This window comes from Shewanella colwelliana (genome assembly GCF_001735525.1).
Taxonomy (GTDB): Bacteria; Pseudomonadota; Gammaproteobacteria; order Enterobacterales; family Shewanellaceae; genus Shewanella; species Shewanella colwelliana.
Genome location: NZ_MCBT01000044.1, coordinates 49,351 through 73,295, shown reverse-complemented (window position 1 = coordinate 73,295; position 23,945 = coordinate 49,351). Strand labels below are relative to the sequence as shown.

General features: G+C 45.8%; 20 protein-coding genes and 1 other RNA gene. 11 read left to right on the top strand and 10 right to left on the bottom strand.

The window, feature by feature from the left end; genetic code table 11:
• Positions 1–196: 196 nt before the first annotated feature.
• A complete protein-coding gene (gene ccoG / locus BEL05_RS14820) occupies positions 197–1,660 on the bottom strand; it encodes a cytochrome c oxidase accessory protein CcoG (protein WP_028763211.1) in 1,464 nt (487 codons plus the stop codon).
• A gap of 181 nt (positions 1,661–1,841) precedes the next feature.
• Positions 1,842–3,281, bottom strand: coding sequence for a sigma-54 interaction domain-containing protein (locus BEL05_RS14815; protein WP_139151896.1), 1,440 nt, complete (start codon positions 3,279–3,281; stop codon positions 1,842–1,844).
• Positions 3,282–3,749: 468 nt separating this feature from the next.
• Between BEL05_RS14815 and BEL05_RS14810 the strand changes: the two genes are divergently transcribed.
• Positions 3,750–6,323, top strand: a complete 2,574-nt coding sequence (locus tag BEL05_RS14810; RefSeq protein WP_069671718.1) for a TonB-dependent receptor plug domain-containing protein — start codon at positions 3,750–3,752, stop codon at positions 6,321–6,323.
• 67 nt (positions 6,324–6,390) lie between these two features.
• On the opposite strand, the gene BEL05_RS14805 is transcribed toward BEL05_RS14810, so the two are convergent.
• Positions 6,391–6,924 (bottom strand): thioredoxin family protein, encoded by a 534-nt coding sequence (locus BEL05_RS14805; RefSeq protein ID WP_028763214.1) that lies wholly within the window; start codon positions 6,922–6,924, stop codon positions 6,391–6,393.
• Positions 6,925–7,234: 310 nt separating this feature from the next.
• On the opposite strand from BEL05_RS14805, the gene BEL05_RS14795 reads away from it, so the two are divergent.
• Positions 7,235–7,849: a LysE family translocator gene (locus BEL05_RS14795; protein WP_028763216.1), complete on the top strand. Its 615-nt coding sequence runs from the start codon at positions 7,235–7,237 to the stop codon at positions 7,847–7,849.
• Positions 7,850–8,075: 226 nt separating this feature from the next.
• Here the strand turns inward: BEL05_RS14795 and BEL05_RS14790 are convergent, their stop codons facing one another.
• Positions 8,076–8,393 carry a DUF3144 domain-containing protein gene (locus BEL05_RS14790; RefSeq protein WP_069671629.1) on the bottom strand — a complete coding sequence of 106 codons (318 nt, stop codon included), beginning with the start codon at positions 8,391–8,393 and terminating at the stop codon, positions 8,076–8,078.
• 199 nt (positions 8,394–8,592) lie between these two features.
• Positions 8,593–9,135, bottom strand: a complete 543-nt coding sequence (locus tag BEL05_RS14785; protein ID WP_028763218.1) for a pilus assembly FimT family protein — start codon at positions 9,133–9,135, stop codon at positions 8,593–8,595.
• Between the two features lie 134 nt (positions 9,136–9,269).
• Here BEL05_RS14785 and ung point away from each other — a divergent pair, with 134 nt between their 5' ends.
• Positions 9,270–9,938 (top strand): uracil-DNA glycosylase, encoded by a 669-nt coding sequence (ung, locus tag BEL05_RS14780; RefSeq protein WP_028763219.1) that lies wholly within the window; start codon positions 9,270–9,272, stop codon positions 9,936–9,938.
• A gap of 176 nt (positions 9,939–10,114) precedes the next feature.
• On the top strand, positions 10,115–10,702 hold the full coding sequence (locus BEL05_RS14775) for a hypothetical protein (protein WP_028763220.1): 588 nt from the start codon (positions 10,115–10,117) through the stop codon (positions 10,700–10,702).
• Positions 10,703–10,776: 74 nt separating this feature from the next.
• Here BEL05_RS14775 and BEL05_RS14770 read toward each other — a convergent pair whose 3' ends face one another.
• On the bottom strand, positions 10,777–11,229 hold the full coding sequence (locus tag BEL05_RS14770) for a copper resistance protein NlpE (RefSeq protein ID WP_028763221.1): 453 nt from the start codon (positions 11,227–11,229) through the stop codon (positions 10,777–10,779).
• A gap of 166 nt (positions 11,230–11,395) precedes the next feature.
• On the opposite strand from BEL05_RS14770, the gene BEL05_RS14765 reads away from it, so the two are divergent.
• Positions 11,396–12,235 (top strand): substrate-binding periplasmic protein, encoded by an 840-nt coding sequence (locus BEL05_RS14765; RefSeq protein ID WP_083250366.1) that lies wholly within the window; start codon positions 11,396–11,398, stop codon positions 12,233–12,235.
• Here BEL05_RS14765 and BEL05_RS14760 read toward each other — a convergent pair.
• The 4 genes from BEL05_RS14760 to BEL05_RS14745 all read right to left on the bottom strand — a co-directional run bounded on the left by BEL05_RS14760 (position 12,196) and on the right by BEL05_RS14745 (position 14,767).
• A complete protein-coding gene (locus BEL05_RS14760) occupies positions 12,196–12,804 on the bottom strand; it encodes a 5-formyltetrahydrofolate cyclo-ligase (RefSeq protein ID WP_069671627.1) in 609 nt (202 codons plus the stop codon). The genes BEL05_RS14765 and BEL05_RS14760 overlap by 40 nt on opposite strands.
• The gene (locus BEL05_RS21310) at positions 12,801–13,532 is read right to left on the bottom strand and encodes a CatB-related O-acetyltransferase (RefSeq protein WP_081730647.1); all 732 of its coding nucleotides are present in this window, start codon (positions 13,530–13,532) and stop codon (positions 12,801–12,803) included. Before BEL05_RS21310 ends, BEL05_RS14760 begins: the two co-directional genes overlap by 4 nt.
• Positions 13,533–14,157: 625 nt before the next feature.
• Positions 14,158–14,338, bottom strand: a non-coding RNA gene (ssrS, locus tag BEL05_RS14750) — 6S RNA.
• Positions 14,339–14,458: 120 nt separating this feature from the next.
• Entirely contained in the window at positions 14,459–14,767 is a 309-nt protein-coding gene (locus BEL05_RS14745; protein WP_028764743.1) for a cell division protein ZapA, read from the bottom strand.
• A gap of 251 nt (positions 14,768–15,018) precedes the next feature.
• On the opposite strand from BEL05_RS14745, the gene BEL05_RS14740 reads away from it, so the two are divergent.
• The 6 genes from BEL05_RS14740 to gcvP all read left to right on the top strand — a co-directional run bounded on the left by BEL05_RS14740 (position 15,019) and on the right by gcvP (position 23,284).
• Positions 15,019–15,591 (top strand): UPF0149 family protein, encoded by a 573-nt coding sequence (locus tag BEL05_RS14740; RefSeq protein WP_028764744.1) that lies wholly within the window; start codon positions 15,019–15,021, stop codon positions 15,589–15,591.
• 60 nt (positions 15,592–15,651) lie between these two features.
• Positions 15,652–16,899: a 2-octaprenyl-6-methoxyphenyl hydroxylase gene (gene ubiH, locus BEL05_RS14735; protein ID WP_069671626.1), complete on the top strand. Its 1,248-nt coding sequence runs from the start codon at positions 15,652–15,654 to the stop codon at positions 16,897–16,899.
• A gap of 11 nt (positions 16,900–16,910) precedes the next feature.
• Entirely contained in the window at positions 16,911–18,119 is a 1,209-nt protein-coding gene (locus BEL05_RS14730; RefSeq protein WP_069671625.1) for an FAD-dependent monooxygenase, read from the top strand.
• A gap of 435 nt (positions 18,120–18,554) precedes the next feature.
• The gene (gene gcvT / locus BEL05_RS14725) at positions 18,555–19,649 is read left to right on the top strand and encodes a glycine cleavage system aminomethyltransferase GcvT (protein WP_069671624.1); all 1,095 of its coding nucleotides are present in this window, start codon (positions 18,555–18,557) and stop codon (positions 19,647–19,649) included.
• 159 nt (positions 19,650–19,808) lie between these two features.
• The gene (gene gcvH, locus BEL05_RS14720) at positions 19,809–20,198 is read left to right on the top strand and encodes a glycine cleavage system protein GcvH (RefSeq protein ID WP_028764748.1); all 390 of its coding nucleotides are present in this window, start codon (positions 19,809–19,811) and stop codon (positions 20,196–20,198) included.
• A gap of 197 nt (positions 20,199–20,395) precedes the next feature.
• The gene (gcvP, locus tag BEL05_RS14715) at positions 20,396–23,284 is read left to right on the top strand and encodes an aminomethyl-transferring glycine dehydrogenase (protein WP_028764749.1); all 2,889 of its coding nucleotides are present in this window, start codon (positions 20,396–20,398) and stop codon (positions 23,282–23,284) included.
• The last annotated feature ends 661 nt before the right edge of the window (positions 23,285–23,945 follow it).

Genomic DNA, 23,945 nt, shown 5'->3' with positions numbered 1-23,945 from the left:
ATTGTCAATGATGTAATACGGTAATCGTTGGTTATCTACTTGAATTAAAACTATTTGTTTTTTAGCGCGCCTTTGGGGCTGGTCTGACCATATCATGTTGATGTGGTTTTTCTGAATGAGTTTGAGTGTTAATGCTCAAACTCAATCATGCTTGACCACCTTGGTCTTAAACCTACTTAATTTTACCTATTGTCGCCTAGCGTAGAGTAAAGAACTGGGTCTGCTGTGACACACTGTCAGCAGGGTTAGCTAAGTTCATTACCTTAAATTGAATCGCCACCTTGTGCAGGTTATTAGCTGCTGTCGTCTGTCGCTGCTGATAGACGGTGACTGGATAGCTTAGCTGTTCACCCGCATTTATGCGGACTTCCACGTCGATCGCTTTATTTATAAAGTGACCGCGTTCACCGTCAATGTAGATAAGGTAACGTTTGTCTTGTTGGGTCTTATTACGAATTTTTAGGGTGTAGCTGTTTTCGATACGGTTGTCACCGACCTCTCTGTAGAGGCTCTGACGATCGCGGATCACGTTAAGTTGAATATCGGCTTTGCGGTAAACGTCGAATGCAAATACTCCTAGCATTATGAGTACCGCCAAGCTGTAGCCGATAAACTTATAAGAAGTGAGACGTTTAGCTGTGATGTTGTTAAGTTCATTTTCGCTGGTGTAACTAATGAGACTGGGCTGATAACCAAATTTTTCCATAGTTTGATTACAAGCATCGACACAGGCACCGCAGTTAATGCACTCATACTGCAAGCCGTTGCGAATATCTATCCCTGTGGGGCAGACATCGACGCATAGGTTGCAATCGACACAATCGCCTAGTTGTGTCGCCTGTTTACGCTTTCTTGGGCCGCGAGATTCACCGCGCTTGGCATGATAGGTAACGGTTAAGGTATTGCTGTCGAACATGGCTGACTGAAAGCGTGAGTAGGGACAGCAGTGCAGACACATCTGTTCCCGCATCCAACCTGCATTGAGGTAGGTGCAAAGGGCAAAAAACCACACCCAGGCGGTTATCCAAAAGCTGGCGCTTAATGTCAATATTTCGCTATATAGCGTGGTTGCTGGAACAAAGTAGGCGATAAACCCACAGCCAGTGAGCAGCGCGATCACGCCCCATAGAATATGTTTGCTGCTGCGTTTGAGCAGTTTATTGAGTGACCAAGGTGCTCTATCTAATGCATGACGTTTATTGCTGTTGCCTTCAATCTGTTTTTCTACCCAGATAAACATAAAGCTCCAACTGGTTTGTGGGCAGAGGTAACCGCACCAAACACGTCCCCAAAACAGGGTTACTAGAAAAAGCAGGAAAGCGGCGATAATGAAAACCCAGGCCATCAAAGTAAAATCTTGTGGCCATAAAGTGGTTGAGAAAAAGATAAACTGCTGCGACTCCAAGTCCATTAAAATCGCTTGTCTGCCTTGATATTGGATAAAGGGGATCACAAAGAACGCTATGATCAGCAGGCTGTTAATGCTAGTTCGCAGGCGTTGAAAAACACCTTTTTGCTCTTTGATGTGGATCTTACCTTTCTCTGATGGGATAAAGGTAACGGGGATCGTTTCGCCTCTATGTGGTGCAGTAATGGCCGTATTCGATTCAGTATTGGGTGTCGAATCTCCACGTGTGTTTGGGGTGAAACTGTCAGTCATATCGGTTTCCGAATGCGTTGATGGCTAAAGATAGCCCTGCTTTGCAATATAGAAACCAACTTTATCTATTTTATATTGTTGAAAAGTAATGACTTAATTTTAAGCCTGCCTGGGTAGGGCACGATATATCGCTTTTTTGTGATATATCACTAATTCTCCCCCGTTATGTCTAGACCCTTATTTAACTAGGGCGACGAATATTAAGCTTTTTCATTCGAGACCTGAGGGTGCTGGCGGGAAGACCCAATAAGCTCGCAGCCCCATTAGGCCCTGATATCCGCCAATTTAGCTGCTTTAGACAATAACGGATATGTGAGGCTTCAACTTGCTCCAGCGTAAGCAATGTGTGGGCCGCGGGTGTATCGGTTTGCTGCGCGAGAGTGGGGATCTGTAATACATGACCTTGAGCTAGAATACTTTGGCGCTCTAATATGTTCTGCAACTCACGTACATTGCCCGGCCAAGCATAACTCATTAAGTTACTGAGGCCTTTTTTGCTCACACCTTTAATTTTTTTACCTAACTTTTTATTGAGCCCGGCAACAATGTGACTGACTAATGTTGGGATATCACTGAGTCTTTCGCGTAGAGGGGGAACATGCAGCGGGAACACATTGAGTCGGTAGTAAAGGTCCATTCTAAACAGACCTTGTTCAACGCGCTTTAATAGATCGTGGTGGCTTGCGGTGACTAAGCGAATATCGACTTTTATACTTGTGCTGCTACCGACACGCTCAAACTCTTGCTCTTGAATGACTCTTAATAGTTTAGATTGGGCTTCGAGAGAGAGCTCTGCGACTTCATCGAGAAACAGTGTGCCTTGATGGGCCAGTTCGAAGCGTCCTTTACGTCTGGCTGTTGCGCCTGTATATGCGCCTTTCTCATGGCCAAAAAGCTCACTTTCCAATAGCGTTGGCGAGAAGGCGGCACAATTGACACACACTAAAGGTTTGTCACTGCGGTTACTCAGTTTATGGATGTTACGAGCAACCAGCTCTTTACCTGTGCCATTTTCACCACTGATCAGCACAGTACTGTTAGTGTTAGCCACTAACTTTATCTGTTGGATCAATCGCTGGATGAGTGGGCTATCGCCAGAAATATTGACGTCACCAGTATGACTTTCGAGTTCGGTGTGTAGATAGTCATTTTCGCTGGCGAGTTTCTCTGACAGTGCTTGAACTTGCTCTAATGCCTGGCGTAAAGAGTCCTCGGTCTGTTTTTGAATACTTATGTCGCGAAATATCGCGACTACGCCAATGAGTTTGTTTGCTTTATAAACTGGGGTAGACGTGTAGTGCACTGGAAAGCTACTGCCATCTTTACGCCAAAAAAGTTCATGGCTGATTTCGCGGGCAATACCATCATGCAGCGTGTTATAGATTGGGCACTCTTCTTGTGGATAGTGACTGCCGTCAGCATGAGAGTGGTGGTGGCAATTGTGGATGTTTTTTCCTAACAACTCCTCGGTACTCCAGCCCGTCATCCGTTCTGCTGCAGGGTTAATAAATACTGCGTTGCCATTAAGATCGAAGCCATAAATCCCTTCCCCCACGGCATTGAGCAATAGCTTATTTTCGGGCAGAAAGTCGACATGGCTGTTAGATGGGGCTGTATTCATTGCTGTGATCTTATATTTGGAGGACATATGAGACCTAAGTTTACTTTGAGTCACGCTATTTCGCGAGTGTATTCAACTCATAGTCTAATCCTCGATGGCTAGCTAGGAGTGTATGACTGTTCAATATTTTACCCACTTAGTTGTATTTAATGTTCATTTTTTAACAAAATGTTAAATGTTGTTTTTGTTTTGAATTTTTTGCTCTAATGCAGATTGTTTACGCCTTAATGGTTATCAAGGTTGGTTTTTTATTCTCTTCTCGGTCTTATTGTTTGATTTTAAGGTTAATATTCAGCGGGTGGAGTATTAGCATTAGACTAATTAGGGTTGGCTTTTATTTTTTATTTGTTATAGAAGTGTAAATGAAACGTGTTTTCGTTTCGTGCTGGGGATGTTTTTTTAACCGACCAAACAACAGAGATGATGGCGGGTAAAAAGCAAAATAATAAAAAATAGACGGGATAAATGATGACAACAAATAGAAATAAGCGCTTTGGCGTGAGTGCATTGAGTTTTGCGGTCTCTTTAGCATTAACTGGCTCATTAGCGAGTGCACAAGTGATAGCTGAAGAGCAGCAGGTAGAGCAGAAAGAAAACATCGAGAAGATTGCAGTATTAGGTACCCGCGCTGCACCACGTTCAATCGGTGACTCACCAGTTCCTATCGACATCATCAGCAGCGATGATCTCAAGAAGAATGGTTCAACAGATATGATTGATATGCTGGTCACCTCTGTCCCCTCTTTTAATTCACGTGCACAGCCAATAAGTGATGCGGCAACCTTAGTACGCCCTGTTAACCTCCGAGGTCTGCCTTCAGACAGCACCTTGGTGTTAGTGAATGGTAAACGTCGCCATAGAGCGTCTGTTATTGCATTCCAAGGTGGCGGTATCAACGACGGTGCACAAGGGCCGGATATTTCAGTGATCCCAAGTGCTGCGCTTAAGCAAGTGGAAGTGCTACGTGATGGTGCTGCAGCGCAATATGGCTCAGACGCTATCGCCGGTGTCATGAACTTTGTGCTAAATGACAGTGCCGACGGTGGCTCTATTACCGTAAGCCAAGGTGAATATTATGAAGGCGACGGTGCGACAACCACCATTGACGGTAATATTGGTTTACCCCTGACAGACAGTGGTTTCGTTAACTTAAGCGTGCAATATAAAAATGCCGATGCAACAAGTCGCAGTGTACAGCGCCCCGATGCGGCTAACCTTATTACCCAAGGCAATACGGACGTTAATGACCCTGCACAGGTTTGGGGTAACCCAGAAATCAATGATGACTATAGCTTTTTCTTAAATTCTGGCTTTGATATAAATGACAGTGCTCACCTGTATGCTTTTGGTAACTTATCATCGCGTGATGTAGTGGGAGGCTTCTATTATCGTAACCCGCACAACCGCGGCAATGTTTACTCGGAAGATGAAGGTAAGACGCTGCTGGTAGGCGCGGTCAATGGCGACCAATCTACCTGTGATATTGTGCCAATACCAAAAAATCTAAATGGCACTGATGGTAACGTCTTAACCAGTCCTGAATATCTGGCGATGCTGGCAGATCCCAACTGTTTCTCGATGAACCAGATAAGACCTGGCGGATACACGCCCCAGTTTGCTGGCACCGTTGAAGATCAATCTTTCTTCGCGGGTATTAAAGGCAACATGGGCGAATGGAATTATGATTTCAGCGCTGGTACCGGTAGCAATAAGTCGACCTTCAGCCTTAAAAACTCATTAAACCCGTCATTGGGTCTCGATACGCCAACAGATTTTGAGACCGGTGCCTATGAACAGGTAGAAACCACGGTTAACGTCGATTTCTCTCGCTTTGTGAATATCGGCTCGCTTGAAGATGTCAGCTTTGCAACTGGTTTTGAGTGGCGTGAAGAGTCATTTGAAATTACTCAAGGTGAAGAGGCATCGTGGGTTGCTGGACCGTACGCCGAGCAAGGCTTCAACATAGGTTCACACGGCTTCAAAGGCTTTGGTCCAGAAGCAGCGGGTAAAAATTCACGTCACAATATCGGTATTTATACCGATGTCGAAGCCTACATTGGCGAAGATTGGTTGGTCGGTGCGGCGCTGCGCTATGAAGATTTCTCTACCTTTGGAGACACCCTCAACTACAAACTTACCGCGCAGTATGCAGCAACCGATGATCTGTCGTTCCGTGCATCACACAGTACAGGTTTCCGCGCACCAACGGTTGGTCAAGAGAACGTGGTTAACACCCAAACCTCAATCGTAAATGGTGATTTGATCCAAACCTTTATTGCACCACCAACCGATCCGCTTGCGGCATTCTATGGGGGTGAAGTATTAGAGCCTGAAGAATCGGTCAGCTATGCACTCGGTGCGGTATTTGAGCATGAAGGTTTCTTCTTAACGGTAGATTATTACAATATTGAAGTGACCGGGCGTATTGCACAGTCGAGCCAGATTGAAGTTGAAGCAAAAGATTACGATGCCTTGCGTGCAGCGGGAGTGGAGTTTCCTGAGTTGATCCAAGGGGTCACCTATTACACCAATGACTTCGATACCACGACACAGGGTGTTGATATTGTCGGTTCGTACGACACTAATTTACTGTCGGGCGATGCTAAATTTAGCCTAGCCTATGGCTGGACCGACACCAGTGTTGATAAATTTGACCCCGAGACAACCGATGAAGGTAAAGTTCGTCGCCTAGAAGATGGTATTCCAGCGCACCGTGCAACACTAACTTGGGCCCAGTCGTGGGATAAGTTAAGCATGTCGCTACGTGGTAATTACTTTGGTGAATACTATGCAACTCATGCGGACGATACCTCTGATTGGGGTTCTGAAGTGGCTGATGCCGCTGTGACAGTTGACTTAGAAGTTAGCTACATGGTGTTAGAGGGACTAACACTATCAGTGGGTGCTAATAACCTGTTCGATCAAAAAGCGCAGGAGCTTAAAGATGGTACTCAAGGTGAGTTAGGTGCTGTTTACTATGAAAGCGGGCCATTTGATTACAATGGTGGCTTTTATTACGGCCGCATCAACTACCGTTTCTAAGTGTTAAGTTAAGTCAAACGATAAGGGCTGTGTGATACAGCCCTTTTTATATTGTTCGCATGACAAGCTAACGCGTGAGTACCTCAATGACCTCGTTATAGTCCAATACCCGTGAGAAAACTCTCCCTTTTGGGTATTGCGGGCTGTAGACAATATTAAACGGCACACCAAAGGCGTTGTAGTCTGCTAAAAAGGCTTCAATTTTTGCGTCACTGTGGGTTAAGTCACCCAACATCAGTACGGTATTATCTTGCCCCAGTAGATTAACAACGGCTTCGCGCTGTAGTACACCATCTTTGTTACCTTTACAGATATTGCACCAGTCGGCACTGACATCGACAAACACGGTTTTTCCGCTCGCCACTAGAGCTGGAATATTGCTTGGAGCTAACGGCTGCCATACTAGCTGTTTGTAGGCGTTCGCACTCTCTTTAGGGTAAACAAAGTAGGTTACCGCCGCATTAATGGCGGTAAAGCAGACCAGTAAAATCAGCACTGCTGTGGGGATTTGGCTGCCTTTAAATCGCTTGTAAATGAGCAAACAGATAATCAGAATTAGTAGAGTTAAGGTCAATGCGCTGGTGATAACAATCGGATTCATAATCGCCTTAGAAGATTTACAAAAGATGAGTAACCTTAGCAAACTTACTGCTAAAAGGAGCCTTGCGGCTAGTTTAGCGATGCGAGAGGGGTTTGCAATGGATGTTTTTTGTCACGGATGGATATTTATAACCCGCAGTGTCAAGTTCATCAATAGTGTGGTGATAAGCCGGGTGATGATGCGTCTTGATAGCGCTACGCTACTTGGCTGGATATGTTGTATATTGAGCCAGCTCATTTGTAAAACGATACAGCATCGCGATGAGATTTATTAAACCTAGGGTCATATAGATAATGAAAAGGGAAGCTCGATGAGTTTTAGTGCATGGCTAAGTCTATTAGCTATCTGTTGTTTGGGGGCCATGTCTCCGGGGCCGAGCTTGGCGATGGTGGTTCGCCATACATTAGGCGGTGGGCGTGCCAAAGGCATTATCTGTGCGTGGGCTCATTCTATCGGTATAGGTATCTACGCGTTAGTGACTTTGCTTGGGTTGGCGGTGTTGCTAAAGCAAGCCCCCATGCTATTTAATGCTATCGCGATTATCGGTGCATTGTATCTGGCGTGGATGGGCGTACAGGCATTGCGTTCCAAAGGGGGGATGTCAGAAAAACTGGCTGCAGGAAAGTCGACCGACGCCTATACCGCTGCTCGTGATGGCTTGGCCATATCACTGTTTAATCCAAAGATTATGCTGTTCTTTTTGGCGCTATTTAGTCAATTTGTGTTGGCGGCAGATAGCCTTGTTGGGCAATCACTTATCGTGCTAACGCCGCTTATTGTCGATGGGCTATGGTACACCATTATTGCGCTGTTACTGTCGCACCAGTCGGTGTTGCCCAAATTGAAGCAGAAGGCTGCATTGATAGATAAACTTTCTGGTGTAGTACTGATTTTGTTGGCAATTCGAGTCGTGGTGACTATTTAAGGTGTGAAGCTTAAGAAGGCTTAAAGCGCTTAGGACTAAAGTGCCGAAATAGCAAGCGGCGGGCAAGGCATCGACAGAAGTGCTAAAGGGGATTTGGGCCTTATGGTTAGCGTTCGTGAAAAGGACTAGTGCTGAAAAGGCGGTGGAGACAAAAATGCCATCGTGGCTTAAATGGAAACGATGGCATTTTAATTTTTCATTAAACCTTGTGTCTAGAGCCTAGACCTTAGCCGTTGAACACTTGCACAGAATCATCTTTAACGGGTTCTTTATTTGCACCAGGCGGATTATCGATATGATCATCCAAGTTATCGCTAAGCATCTCTTTATATTCGTTGCTAAACCACTCTAGCGCATTTGCTTTTTCTGCGGCTAAGTCAGATGACTTAAGAGAGGCTTCAAAAGCGTTAAAACGCGCAGCAGCAAAACGCATTGCTGTGCCAACTTTACCGACATCTTGCTCTTTTCCGCTTAGCTCATTGGCGAGTGCAATAAATTGATCGGCTAATTGGAAAATGGTGGTTTCTGTTTTGTTTTCGGACATGTTCTGCTCACTATTAGCGATTTTTGTGAGGAGATATTAGCGTAAATTAGCCGTTAATGAATCATCAAATTTAAGGTAATGAGATCTGTATCGATATCAGCAGTCTGATTATAGTGTGGGGAACGTGGAAGCGTGCTGTGGTGAGAAAGCAAGAGCCGAATCAATCGACTCTCGTGACCGTTAATTATTTTGAGTGTCGTTAGCTGTTGGGATCGACGTCGACAATTACGCTGCCATCGCGTGAGTCATAGTAAATGCTTAAACTTTGATTGTCGCTAAAGTCATAACGGCATTGATTAACTGAGACATAGTTGGCTTTGTAATCCGTATCTGTTGTGCTGTCGAAGCGAGATACACTGGGCTCATCGCCTTGAAAGAGCGTCTCCCAAACTGAGATGCAATCTTCTACGTTATCAAGCTGGGGAGAGGGCTCATTATCGGTGTAATAATGTTGTGCAGGCCAGCCATTGGCATTGAAATCTATCTCGCCCTCTTCGGCGTCGCCAAAGGTCGGTAGGTTCTCAGCAGGGCCAGAGCCCACTCGCACGGCCCACACAGAACGTGCTAGATTGATCCCCGATTTAAATGCACCACCAGTCGCTTTTACTGTGGCGATCTGCGCATCTTGTGAAACATTAAGAAATTTCGGGGCAGCGACCACAGCGAGAATGCCGAGCACAATAATCACCACAACTAGCTCGATTAAGGTAAAACCTTGCAAGCGCTTAGTAGAACTTATCACTTATTCCCCCTGCACAATTAGGTACAATGAATCCTTAGATACGGTAAATTATAATGTTTTTGCGCAAAGCTGTCTTTGACTTACTGAACAAATGTCAGCGTAGGCAGGTTTTTATTAAATGATGAGAAGGACTTATGGCGAACATCAATAGTTGGCAAGGGTTTATTAATGATCAGCAACAGCAAACCTATTTTGCAGAGCTTACCCGTTTTATTCAGGGCGAACGAGATGCAGGCAAGTTGATATACCCAGCACAAGATGAAGTCTTTAATGCCTTTAACTACACGGCGCTAAATGATGTGCGAGTCGTGCTGATTGGCCAAGATCCCTATCATGGGCCAGGGCAGGCGCACGGATTGTGTTTTTCTGTCAAACCCGGTATTAAGACGCCGCCCTCCTTGGTAAACATGTATAAAGAGCTGGCCACCGATATTGTGGGATTCACGACTCCAAATCACGGTTACCTCGAAGCTTGGGCACGCCAAGGGGTGTTGATGTTAAACACAGTGCTCACGGTTGAACAGGGTAAAGCGCATTCTCATGCTAAAAGTGGTTGGGAAACTTTTACTGACAACGCACTCAAGCTGCTTAATGCCCAGAGTCGTCCGATTATTTTTGTGTTGTGGGGCGGTCATGCCATCAAGAAAGGTAAGCTGATCAATGCGCCACAGCATCAGGTGCTGAGTGGGCCTCACCCATCACCGCTATCGGCATACCGAGGATTTTTTGGCTGCCAACACTTTTCTAAAATCAATCAGTTGCTTTTATCTCAAGGGGACAAAAGTATCGACTGGCAGGTGTAACTTGGGGCAGTGATTTCATCTAATCATACTTGCTTGATGAGAAAAAGCTGATTATAGTCATATGATGTTGTAACAATTATGTTACTTATTTTTTGATTGCCAATATCAGGGAAGAAGCGTTGATTATTAGCCTGTGCTAATCAATGGTCAGCGCTTAGCATTAAGGCTGGTAGGATATGGATAGAAGACAGAAGCGAGGAACGCTTATTAGTTGGGATCAACAGTATCGCGTTGGGTTTATCATGCCCGAAGGTGGTACCGAAGCCCTGCGTATCAAAGGGATAAATCTTTACCCCTATGCTCATGCCCCACAAGTTGGCGATACTGTTGTGTATCGAATGTGGAAAGATAGCTTCACTGATATGAAGGTGTTAGTTGCCGAGGTTGACCTCGGCAATCCGATCAAGCTTATTTCGCCTTTTGCTTCCGATACCTCATCTTATGCCAACGAGCCGCTAAGTTGGCGTATTAAACTCTCCATTGTTGCCTGCACTGCTGTCTTTGCCTGTATCTTATATCTGGTAATGAACAGCTATCAGTTTGCCCCAGAAAACACCAATAAACCACCAGAAGGGCTATTCCCAGCAGGTTCAGAATATTATGTCGGTAAGCGCGATTTGAGTGATGTGGTATTTAGCTGTGACAGTCGTCGACAATGCTTGCAGATGACCTCATGCCAAGAAGCGACCTATTTTGTGCAACATTGCCCAGGGTTTGAAAAACTGGTGGGTGAGATGCCGTGCGAAAAGTTATGGTGTAAATAGACAATAAATTAGTTTTTATGACGTTTTAAAGGCTTAATGAGGTGACTTATTAAGCCTTTTTATTATTCCAACGGTTAGTGCTTTTGCAATCGATAGTGCTGTGCGAGAGCACCAGTGATAGGTTCACCGTTTTGGTTCAACATAAACAGTTGGTTTTCGCCGACCTGAAACTGCATCGGTGTGGACGAGTTATCTAAGGTAATAGCACTGCCGCGGTTATTCCAAATGAACACACCCTCCTGCACTGTGGGCGTATCTTGTTTGCCCAAATAGCCTTGGGTCAACTGGTAACTGAAGTCGGCATGCAAGATCAAATGGATATCAATGCCTTCACAACTGGCACAAGGTATCACTCCTGTATATTCACCCGGCCAATCTAAGGAATTTTGGCTGTTATCTCCAGTTGCATAGGTAACCGTTTGTGCTGTCTTAACTGGTTTAGGCGTTGTCATCTTACTTTGGGGGGCACTACATCCATTGAGTATTAGCAATGCAGGTAACAGAATAAGGGGTAATAGTTTCGTCATGGTATAGGGTCTCAAGCATAGAGAATATTGCACTAGGTTAGCATATCTCCTGTCGGCCGCTAAGTCTGAGTGCTATTGAGCAACTGTGTTGCGGATGATAAAGAAAATTAGCGAAAGTAGACTAAACTTTGAATGAGATACATTCTGCTTAAGAGACGCAGAGCTTATGGCAAAGACAATCGTTAGGCTAATAAAAATGGTGCGGCGAACCGCTTGGCTTGTTTGCCTCTGCACTTTATTTTCCTCTCCTAGTGTGGCTGAGCCATTGCGTCTTAATACGGTTTCCAATGATTACCCACCATTTTATTCTTCAATGCTAGAAAATAAAGGTGTAGTTTTTGACATGGTGCAGCAAGCTTTTCAGCAAGCGGGCTACGAAATCGAACATCAATTTTTTCCGTTTGTCAGGGCGACGACCTTAATTAAGAATGGCTATGCACAAGGTATTATTGGTGTCTGGTATCGCCCCGAACGAGAGCAATGGATCGCTTTTTCCAAGCCGTTGTTATCGGTAAACATAGTGCTCTATAAACGTAGCAACAGCAGGATTAAATTTGAACAAATGAGTGATCTTAAAGGGTATCGTATCGGTATTGGTCGTGGATACGCTAACCCACAACGCTTCTCACAGGCACAGCTTACAACCGAGGAGGCAAGTTCCGACAAAGAGAACTTAAAGAAGCTGCTGTTAGGAAGAGTCGATTTAGTGCTAATCAGTGACGATGTTGCTAAATATCTAATTAACTTACCCGGCAGTGAATTTGAAGGGCAGTTTGAAGTGCTAGGTGGGCCCTTGAGTGTGGAGCGTTTTCATATTGGCATCGCGAAAACCTATGGTAAACACCAGCAGGTGATCACAGCTTTTAATCAGGGGCTGGATACCATGGTTAACAATGGTGAATTAGCAGTGCTGTTACAGACCCATGGCTTTGAAAGTAATGATTATTGGGTTGAGCAATTTGTCGCTCAATCGTCCGATGCCATTGACCTTGATGTTAAGGAGTAATGGTAGGTTTTTTGTGGCGTGATGATCAAAGGTAATGGCACATCCCAATGTTGCGTTGGTAACTGTTTTACGCCCTGGCAGTTATGAGCAAATCCCACTGGGTAGGGTTTACCTTGCTGTTGCCAGTTAGCTAATGTCCTATCATAAAACCCGCCCCCCATACCCATTCTGTTTCCTTGTTGATCGAAAGCGACCAGAGGGGTAATCACCATATCCAGCTGATGTGGTAAGACCATTTGGGTTATATCAAGTTTAGGTTCCCATATTTTTAAGCTGTTTTGTGTGAGGTGGCTGGTGGGCGCATAGTTGAAGAAGAGTAAATTACCCTGAGAAAATGGATGTAATCTAGGCAAGTAAACCGAAATCCCTTGTTGCCATAACGCCTCAATTAAGGGGCGCGTATCCAGCTCCCCGTCATTGGTCAAATAGAGTGCGATACGTTTAACTTTATGTTGATTAATCACCATCAAGGCTTGCTGGCAAGCTTGTTGCGCAAATTGACGCTGCTCACTGCTCGACAGGGCTCGGCGTAATTGACGTACTGTTTGACGCAGTTCAGAGCGATTCACTTTGAGGTCTTAATTCCAGTTAAACTAAAATAATTCGGCGAAAGTTTACTAATGTTTTTGTGTTTAATATTATGCCTTAAAGACTCAATAAAGCTATTAATATCAGAATCTAATGGTATATCGTGAAAATCTAAAAAGTCATAATCCCACCATTGTAACGCAAGTAGTGCTTTTATTACCTCTGTCGTGAAGCGGTAGCGGATAACTTTGGCAGGAATACCACCGACAATGGCGTAATCGGGCACATCTTTCGTTACTACGGCATTGGCGGCAATGACTGCGCCGTTGCCGATACGAATACCAGGTTTTAGCACGGCATTATTACCTATCCATACATCATTCATGATGGTTATAGCGGGGGATTTAGGCTCTCCGTAGGTTTTTAAAAAGCCTTCGGGTAGCGAAGGTAGTTGAAACTCGTCATTTGAATAGGTGACAGAGCTCGTGCTAAAGCGTTCTAGCGGATGCTGAAAACCTAAGCTAGTAACATTTCGTGCGATAGAGCAATAGCGCCCTACTATCGTATTTTGTGGCAAGCTGCTGCGAGAGTATGAATAAGCTCCCATAGAGTGTAGAACCTTGCCCTTGATAAAGGCACTGTTTTGCTCAATCTTGATATTAGGATCGACCTTAATCCGTTTCCAATAATGTATGGACTTCGGGATCTGTATGCTCAATGCTGCAAGTTGTTTTCGGATACGGTAGCCGATTGAGATTCTGTGGTACATGTTTAGCCTAGCTTAGGTTGAGTTTGAAAATTATGTTGCTAAGGTATTTTAGCTATCTCTTTTACGACTAAATTCGCCTTTCCTCACAAAAGAAAACCTTGGCGTGTTTAGGCGTGCGGGGAGTTTTTGTGGTCAGGTTGCAGGTGTAACATTCTTGTGGTGGGCTCGTTGCGTTAAGGTTGGGTAGGCGGGGCGAAAATGTGCCCAAGGCGGCAAAGCGCTCGGAGGTTTTTTATACCTGACACTGAGACCTTATCGACCATAGATGTTTTAAGGTGGCTATTTGTTTAGTGACTATCTGTTTAGTGGCTATCTTAAGGCATAAAAAAACCACCGCTGTTTAAGGCGATGGTATTTTATTTGAATTGCTCCCCAAGATGCCGATACCGGTGTCGCCCTTGAGCCCATAGAGGTTTCAAGGTGACTATCTGTTTGGTTATTCTCTTAAGGCATAAAAAAACCACCGCTGTTTAAGGCGATGGTATTTTATTTGAATTGCTCCCCAAGATGCCGATACCTGTGTCGCCCTTGAGCCCATAGAGGTTTCAAGGTGGCTATCTGTTTAGTGGCTATCTTAAGGCATAAAAAAACCACCGCTGTTTAAGGCGATGGAATTTTATTTGAATTGCTCCCCAAGATGCCGTTACCGGTGTAGCCCTTGAACCGTAGGTTCAAGGCGGGTAAATGATTAAATCCTAAGGCTTCTCGGTTCGCGCCGAGCTTGCACAATGTCATTAAAGCATTCACCCTGAGTTTGTAAATATCGGCACAGGGACATAACCGACTCACGCACACCACAGGGAGCAAAAACGTTACATTGATACGTTAACGTATCAAGCCAATGTCAATATTATTTGGCTTACCATTATAGCTTAGCAAACTGTTCACTAAGCGGTAGCTAACTTCTTATCTAAAGGGTTAGCTAATTAATCGTCCTTAGTTGAACGCTCAACCAGCGCACTTTCTAAGGTGGATTGCAGCAGACCAATTTTGTCATCCATCTGCTTAATATAATCTTGATTCTTTTGTTGTTCTTCTAACAACTCATAGCCAATATTTAACGCAGCCATGATGGCAATCTCTTCCCGGCTCAAATTATTGGTACGAGCCCGCAGGGTACTCAACTGCTTTTCAAGTTTCGTGGCTACATGGCGCAATGCATCTTCTTGCCCAATAGGACAAGCGATGGAGTAGGTACGGCCCAATAAGCTAATTTCTATAGCATGGCTACTCATTGCGATGTAGATCCTTTTATCCTGTTGTTGAGCGGACTATATCGGTCTGGTTGTTAAAGTGCAATAAGACTTGGGCGCTAATAGCGCAATGTTAGATTAAATGTTGTTTAGATAACCAATAAACGCTGGAATAGTCAGCGAGACGGCAAAACTTCTCGCTACTGGCCTCCTGTTTTCTCGGCGCTTTTTACCTTGGTCGGTTTGGTCAATTCTGCTAGCATGTGCTCAGACAAACATGATTGGAAATCGCTATGGCAATGCCTCCTTCTTTAAGTATCGATAGTTTAATGGCCGAGCTCAATGCTGCTGAAATTGCACAACACCCAGTAGAAGTTCATGGTTCACTTGTAGGCCTAATTTGTGGTGGGGTGGGGCAGGCTAAAAGCGAATGGTTACAGCCGCTACTTGAACTGATTAATGACGGTCAGCTGCCGCCTCCATCACTGACTCATTTGTTAGAAGAGTTATATCAAGACACGCTGGCTCGCATCACTGATGTCGACTTTGGCTTTACGCCCATGGCGCCCGAAGAGGAAGAGCCGCTCTCTAAACGTGTCGAGGCGCTATCTTTGTGGGTACAAAGCTTTTTAACCGGACTTGCTATTGTGCAGCCAAAGCTTAATCGTGGTTCACGAGATGTTAAAGAGGTGATTAATGATCTGGCTGAGATCGCGCAGGTGGAGTTTGATGTCGGCGACGACGACGAATCAGAAGCAGCCTACATCGAGCTGATGGAGTTTGCCCGTATGGGGGCACTATTGTGCTACGCCGAATTCGGTCCTGAACCGAGTGAGATCAAAGATCAAGACCCAAAAGTTCATTAATATTGACGCCTGTTGACGAGGCGGGTAGTGCTAACTCCCCGCCACAAATAGAGAAAGTGAATGACTGCCTCGATTCCATCTCCAAAAAATATTGAGTTTGATATCGCCATCGTCGGTGGCGCTATGGCTGGGGCTACTTTAGCCCTAGGGCTGAAAAGCCTGTCACAAGCGCTTAACCGCCCACTGAAGGTTGCGCTGATAGAAGCCAGCCGTCCTGGTAATGAACATCCCGGCTTTGATGCTCGCTCTATTGCTATTGCACAAGGTTCTATTTTTGAACTTTCCCGTCTCGGGATCTGGCCTAAATTGGCGCACCTGGGTACCGCGATCGAGAATATCCACGTCTCAGATCGCGGCCATTTTGGTATGACTACACTTAACGCTAGCGATTTCCATCTGCCCTATTTAGGCCAAGTCGTTGAGCTAGAACAAGTAGGTAAAGCGCTCTTTAACCAGCTAGATAAACAAGATATTACCCTCTATTGTCCTGCAAAATTGTCCAGCATTACTGCGGGTATCGATGCTAATCAGCTACAACTCGATGACGGCACGCAGCTGAGCGCCAAGCTGGTGGTTGCCGCCGATGGCGTTAATTCTGTGGTGCGGCAAAGCTTTAAGTTGCCTCTTGAGCAGGTCGACTTTGATCAAGTGGCGGTGGTGGCTAATGTTTTAGCCGACAAACCTCATGGCAACTGGGCATTTGAGCGCTTCACTGACACTGGTCCTCTTGCAGTATTGCCTATGGCTAATGTTGATGGTCAGTCACGCGTTTCACTGGTATGGGCGTTAGCACCAGGCCAGGCCGAAATGATGCAAAATGCCGACAAACAAGTCTTTCTCGATGGGTTACAGCAAGCTTTTGGCAATCGCGCAGGTCGCTTTGTTGATGTGGGTGAACGAGTGACTTATCCGTTAACACTCTCTTATATGCTGCGACCTATCTATCAACGCACTGTGTTTATTGGTAATGCCGCGCAAACCTTGCACCCGATAGCGGGTCAGGGCTTTAACTTAGGTCTACGGGATCTGGTGTGTTTGCTTGATGTGGTCAAACAGGCATTAGCAAACAATCAAGACATTGGTGGCGCGCAGTTAACCCATCGATATTTGCAACGACGTCAAGCAGACAGAGATTCCACCATCGCCAGTGTAGATTTCCTTGTGCGTGGTTTCTCCAACGATCATTGGCCTTTGGTGGCTGGACGTAACTTTGGCCTGCGCTTGCTCTCATGGTGTCCACCACTTAAAACGCCGGTGGCACGTAAAGCCATGGGTTGGAAATCACCCACAACGACTCAGTCTCTATAAAGGATCTCCTTATGTTCAGTACACAAACCTATGATGTAGCCATTGTTGGCGGCGGAATGGTCGGGCTGGCAACGGCCATAGGGCTCGCCATGGATGACTGTCGGGTGGTGGTTATCGATGCCGGAGAAACCCAAGCGGTGTCAGGTGATGCTCGCCTACGTGTGAGCGCTATCAATAAAGCCAGCCAGCGTTTACTCAGCCAACTTGGTGCATGGGCTTATATTGACGAGTCACGCATGGGACCCTATCAAAAAATGGCCGTTTGGGATAAAGATGGCCTAGGTAAAATCGGCTTTGACGCTCACTCAATTAGCGAGCAAACCTTAGGCAGTATTGTTGAAAATGACAATATCAGCCATGCGCTGGCCACTCGCGCCGCTGAGCTTGAGACGATTACCCATCTTGAAAATCGCCGTCTCGACAAGATCGCCTTTGGCGAGCGCGAAGCTTGGCTTACACTAGACAATGGTGACAACCTATCTGCGGCATTGGTGATCGGTGCCGATGGGGCCAACTCTTGGGTGCGAGAACAGTGCAAAATCCCCATGACCTTTTGGGACTATGGGCATCATGCCATTGTTGCCACTATCCGCACCGAACTTCCTCATAATGCGACAGCCAGACAAGTGTTTCTCAGCGATGGCCCATTGGCGTTCTTACCGCTGTTTGAAAATAATCTCTGCTCCATCGTTTGGTCAGTGCCGCCAGCCAAAGCGCAAACCTTGCTAGAGGGTGAGGCAATTCAGTTTGAGCGCAGCCTTACAGCCGCGTTCGACGGCAAACTGGGCTTATGTAAACTAGAGAGTGAGCCACAAGCATTTCCGTTACGAATGCGTTACGCGCGGCATTTCGCTCGCCATCGTCTATTACTTGCTGGCGACGCTGCGCACACTATTCACCCATTAGCTGGACAAGGGGTAAACCTAGGTTTCCTTGATGCCGCTGCGATTATCGAAACCTTAGCTGAGCTAAAACTGAAAGGTAAAGATATCGGCGACTACGCTAACTTGCGTGCGTTGGAGCGGTGGCGTAAAGCTGACGCATTAGAGATGATAGCGGCAATGGAAGGCTTTAAACGCCTCTTTGATGGCAGTAATCCGGTGAAAAAAGCGATTCGCGATCTGGGCCTAAATTTGGTCGATAACCTTTCTCCTGTGAAAACACTGTTTATGCAACAGGCGATGGGCAACAAAAACCGTCTGCCAAAATTGTGTCAGTAGCCAAGGTAAAGCCTAGTCTTAATGACTTTTTGTTTTTAAATACAAGTGTTTGAACATAATTCATTTGAATTACTGAACTTTATGTAAAAAAACTACATTTTTAACATGAGAAAAAGTAATGAAAAAACGCTTCGGATTAGAAAATTCTCTTGTATACAAAACTGTGACGCAAGGTATAATTTCGCCGCATTTTGATACCAGCGACGGTGTTAACAATGCATCTTATTCGACGCAATGGATGCAGCAATGCATCGCTGCAATCACATCCTGACCCAACGTACCCTCGCTGGGGTGTGCTGACATAAGTACACTTAGATGGCTGTATCGCAACAGCATTTGTGGGTAAACCTGACCTAATGGGTTTATTACAAATAGTGCGAAAACAGACAGTCATCAGCAGGTAAGACCCGAAAAGGGCATAAAGAAGAGATAATAATGGCTAATAAAACAGTACTCTTTAACAAGCACTTGGAAGCAAACGCCAAGATGGTTGATTTCCACGGCTGGGATATGCCGATTAACTACGGCTCTCAAATCGAAGAACACCATGCAGTGCGTCAAGACGCCGGTATGTTTGACGTTTCGCACATGACTGTTGTTGATGTGACTGGTACCCAAGCCTGTGATTTCCTGCGTAAACTGCTTGCTAATGACGTAGCTAAACTTAAAGTGCCGGGTAAGGCGCTTTACGGTGGCATGCTAGACCATAACGCGGGCGTAATTGACGATCTGATCACCTATTATCTCAACGATACTCATTACCGCATCGTGGTTAACTCGGCGACTCGCGAAAAAGATTTAGCTTGGATAGCCGAGCAAGTTAAAGGCTTCGATGTGACCATCACTGAGCGTCCAGAATTAGCCATGATTGCCGTACAAGGTCCTAATGCAAAGGCCAAAGCCGCTGCGGTTTTCTCTGATGAGCAAAATGCAGCCGTAGAAGGAATGAAGCCTTTCTTTGGTGTGCAGTCAGGTTCGCTATTTATTGCTACCACAGGTTATACCGGTGAAACGGGCTACGAAATTATCGTACCAGAAGATGAAGCGGCTGCACTGTGGCAAGCGCTACTCGACACAGGTGTTAGACCTTGTGGTCTTGGTGCGCGTGATACCTTACGTTTAGAAGCGGGCATGAACCTGTATGGCCTAGATATGGACGAAAGCGTTAACCCGCTCGCGGCCAACATGGGTTGGACCATTGCATGGGAGCCAAGCGATCGTGACTTTATCGGCCGTGAAGCCTTAACTGCCATTAAAGCCGCTGGCGCAGATAAGCTTGTTGGACTCGTGATGGAAGCCAAAGGTGTTATCCGCCCTGGCATGTCAGTGTTCTTTACCGATGCTGACGGTGTTGAGCAGCAAGGCACCATCACTAGTGGTACCTTCTCACCCACCTTAGGCTATTCAATTGCCATGGCACGCGTGCCTAATTCTGTTGGCGATGTCGCAGAAGTAGAGATGCGTAAAAAGCGCGTCCCTGTTAAAGTGATCGCACCTAGCTTTGTACGCAACGGTAAACAAGCTTTTTAGGTTTAAATGTTAAATGACGGTAACTTAGGTTGTCGTCATTGCTCATTTTGCGTTATTGCACATGAGCTAGCACGACAAACAGATTGACGCTGTGAGTGCTAAAATAACAAATCGATTTAATCAATAAAGAATTAGAACATCAGATTAAGGAACGAAAAAATGAGCAATATTCCAGCTGAACTAAAGTACGCTTCTTCACACGAATGGATCCGTAAAGAGTCTGACGGTTCATACACTGTTGGTATCAGTGAGCACGCCCAAGAGCTACTTGGCGACATGGTGTTTGTTGAATTGCCAGAAGTCGGTGACACTGTCACGGCTGGTGAAGATTGCGCGGTTGCTGAATCTGTTAAAGCGGCTTCAGACATCTACGCACCTTTATCTGGTGAAGTCTTGGCTGTTAACGAGTCACTTGAAGATTCTCCAGAGCTAGTTAACAGCGACGCATACGGCGACGGTTGGTTCTTCCGCGTAATGCCTTCTGATGAGTCAGAATTAGACAACTTACTTGATGCCGAAGGTTATCAAGAGGTTATCGACGAAGAGTAAATCTTGTCGATACTGAGAAGCTCCCTCGGGAGCTTCTTTGTTATGTGTTAAAGCGTAAACATAATCAGGCTATATAGCCTAAGTATCGTTAGTAACGTGCACGTTAATAACGATGCAGACGTACTATACCCATCTACACACTTACCCAGTTTTGTGCCCTACAGCTGTAAAACTGGCAAATTGGAACAAGGTTAATCATGACCAAGCAAACCCTTACACAATTAGAACAGCACGAACTGTTTTTAACTCGTCATATTGGTCCAGATGAAGCACAACAACAAACCATGTTGAACTTCATTGGCGCAGAGTCTTTAGAAGACCTAACTGCCCAAACCGTACCGGGTAAAATTCGTTTAGCACAAGAGTTAACCATTGGTGATTCTTGTGGCGAAGCTGAAGGTATCGCTTATATCCGTAATATTGCTGATAAAAACAAAGTATTCAAAAGCTATATCGGTATGGGCTACTACGGCGTACAAGTGCCGAACGTCATTTTGCGTAACGTGTTTGAAAACCCAGGTTGGTACACGGCTTATACGCCATACCAGCCAGAGATCGCACAAGGCCGTTTAGAAGCCATTCTAAACTTCCAGCAGATGTCGATGGACTTGACTGGTCTTGATTTAGCCTCAGCTTCACTGCTTGATGAAGCCACCGCTGCGGCAGAAGCCATGGCATTAGCTAAGCGTGTTTCTAAAGCGAAAAAAGCGAACATCTTCTTTGTTGCCGATGACGTATTTCCACAAACATTAGACGTGGTTAAAACTCGTGCCGAATGCTTTGGATTCGAGATTGTTGTTGGTCCAGCCAACGAAGCGGCTAACTATGAGCTATTTGGTGCCTTGTTCCAATACACTAACCGTCATGGCCAAATCACTGACTACACAGAGCTGTTTGCCCAGCTGAAAGAGAAAAAAGCCATTGTTACCGTTGCCGCTGACATCATGTCACTGGTACTGCTTAAATCACCAGGCGCGATGGGTGCTGATGTGGTTTTTGGTAGTGCACAGCGCTTTGGCGTGCCAATGGGTTACGGTGGGCCACACGCGGCATTTTTTGTTGCCCGTGACGAGCACAAGCGTTCAATGCCGGGTCGTATTATTGGTGTATCTAAAGATACCCGTGGCAACCAAGCACTGCGTATGGCGATGCAAACGCGCGAGCAACACATTCGCCGTGAAAAAGCCAACTCAAACATCTGTACTGCGCAAATTCTTTTGGCCAACATGGCGTCGTTCTACGCTGTATTCCATGGCCCACAAGGGCTTAAGACTATCGCATCACGCATTAACCGTTTTGCTGATATCTTAGCTGCTGGCCTACAAGCTAAAGGCCTAAGCCTAGTCAACAACACCTGGTTCGATACCATCAGTGTTCAAGGTGCCGATGTCGCTGCGATAACTGCTCGCGCCACTGCCGCTGAACTAAACCTGCGTATTGATGCCGATGGCGTATTGGGTGTCAGCTTAGATGAAACCACAACACGTGAAGATATCGCCGTACTGTTTGATGTGATGTTAGGCGAAGGGCATGGTCTAGATGTGGCGGCAATTGATGCTGACATTTTGGCAAATGGACACAGTTCAATCCCTGCAGACCTTATTCGTCAAGACGCCGTATTAACGCACCCAACATTCAATCGCTACCAAAGCGAAACTGAAATGATGCGTTACATTAAGCGTCTAGAGAACAAAGATTTAGCCCTAAACCACTCAATGATCTCATTAGGTTCATGCACCATGAAGCTAAATGCGGCCGTGGAGATGCTACCGGTAAGCTGGCCAGAATTTGCTAACATGCACCCATTCTGCCCGCTAGACCAAGCAGAAGGTTACACACAGCTGATCAATGAGTTGTCCGACTTCCTCGTTAACATCACAGGTTATGACGCTGTCTGTATCCAGCCTAACTCAGGAGCACAAGGTGAGTACGCGGGTCTACTTGCTATTCAGAAGTACCACGAGTCTCGCGGCGACGCGCACCGTAACATCTGTTTAATCCCACAATCCGCCCACGGTACCAACCCTGCTTCTGCACAGCTTGCTGGCATGAAGGTTGTGGTCACGGCGTGTGATAAGCAAGGTAACGTAGACCTAGACGATCTCCGCACTAAAGCGAGCGAGCTTGCTGACAGCCTGTCGTGCATCATGATCACCTATCCATCGACTCACGGTGTGTATGAAGAATCAATCCGTGAAGTGTGCGAAATCGTTCATCAACATGGCGGCCAAGTTTACTTAGATGGTGCCAACATGAACGCGCAAGTGGGTCTAACTTCACCAGGCTTTATCGGTGCAGACGTCTCGCACCTTAACTTACACAAAACCTTTGCTATTCCACATGGTGGCGGTGGTCCAGGTATGGGCCCAATCGGTGTTAAAGCACACCTTGCACCATTCGTAGCGGGTCACGTCTTAGTTAAGCCAGGCCGCGAAAGCGACAACAATGGTGCGGTTTCTGCCGCGCCTTATGGCAGCGCAAGCATTCTACCTATCAGCTGGATGTACATTAAGCTGTTAGGCACAAAAGGGGTTAAGCAGTCTACGCAAATGGCACTGTTAAACGCTAACTACGTGATGAAGAAGCTGTCTGCTCATTACCCAGTGCTATTTACTGGCCGTAATGATCGCGTAGCCCACGAGTGTATTTTGGATTTACGCCCACTAAAAGAAACCTCGGGTGTTACCGAAATGGATATCGCTAAGCGTCTAAACGACTATGGTTTCCACGCGCCAACCATGAGTTTCCCAGTTGCGGGTACGCTGATGATTGAGCCAACAGAATCTGAGTCAATGGTTGAACTAGACCGTTTCGTTGAAGCCATGATCTCAATCCGTGGCGAGATTGCCCGTGTTGAAGCAGGCGAGTGGCCAGCGGATAACAACCCACTACATAACGCACCACATACTATGGCTGACATTATGGACAGCGAGTTTGATTCACGTCCTTACAGCCGTGAGACAGCTGTGTTCCCAACAGCATCGGTTAAGGCGAATAAGTTCTGGCCAACGGTTAACCGTATCGATGATGTTTATGGAGACCGTAATTTGATGTGTTCTTGCGTTCCGATCAGCGATTACGAATAATTGCTGCTTAGTTGATGAGTGTTAATGAAGTTTGTGACTATTTTAATGAAGTTTGTGACTGTAATTAAGATTGTGACTGTAATTAAGATTGTGACTGTAATTAAGATTGTGACTGGCTAGATAGCGAAACGCTCATAACTACATTAAAAAGCGAACCAGAAATGGCTCGCTTTTTTTTCAGCTCAGTTTTACTTTTTCTCGGCTGCTAAGGGGAACGCCGAGTTAGTCTAACTCTTGTTGATCTAGCTCTACGGAGGGTAACTCGAAAATGCCCCAAAGTGGATTGGCCTTGGAATGCAGGTTTGGCATTTTTTTGCTTTGTCTGGGTAGTGATTGGCGGAGTCTTTTTTGGAACGGGTGTTTGAAGGTGAACCTTCATGGCAATCTATCACCTGCGGTGAGCTTATGTGCAAACACTTCTGCGACACGCCGCAAGCACATCCTTGTGGGCTCTACGCCAGCATCCCTGCTGGCAAAGGCCGCAGCCGCGTTTACACTTGGGTTCTAACGTTGCTTCGATTAAGCTGCATTTGGTGTGAGTGGCGAGTAAAAAGCTAATGTGCTTTTGCCCCAAAGTGGGTTGGCCTTGGAATGAAGGGATGGCATTTTGGGGATTAGCTTATGTAGCGTTTGGCTGGGTGGGAATTGGCTAAGTGAGCTT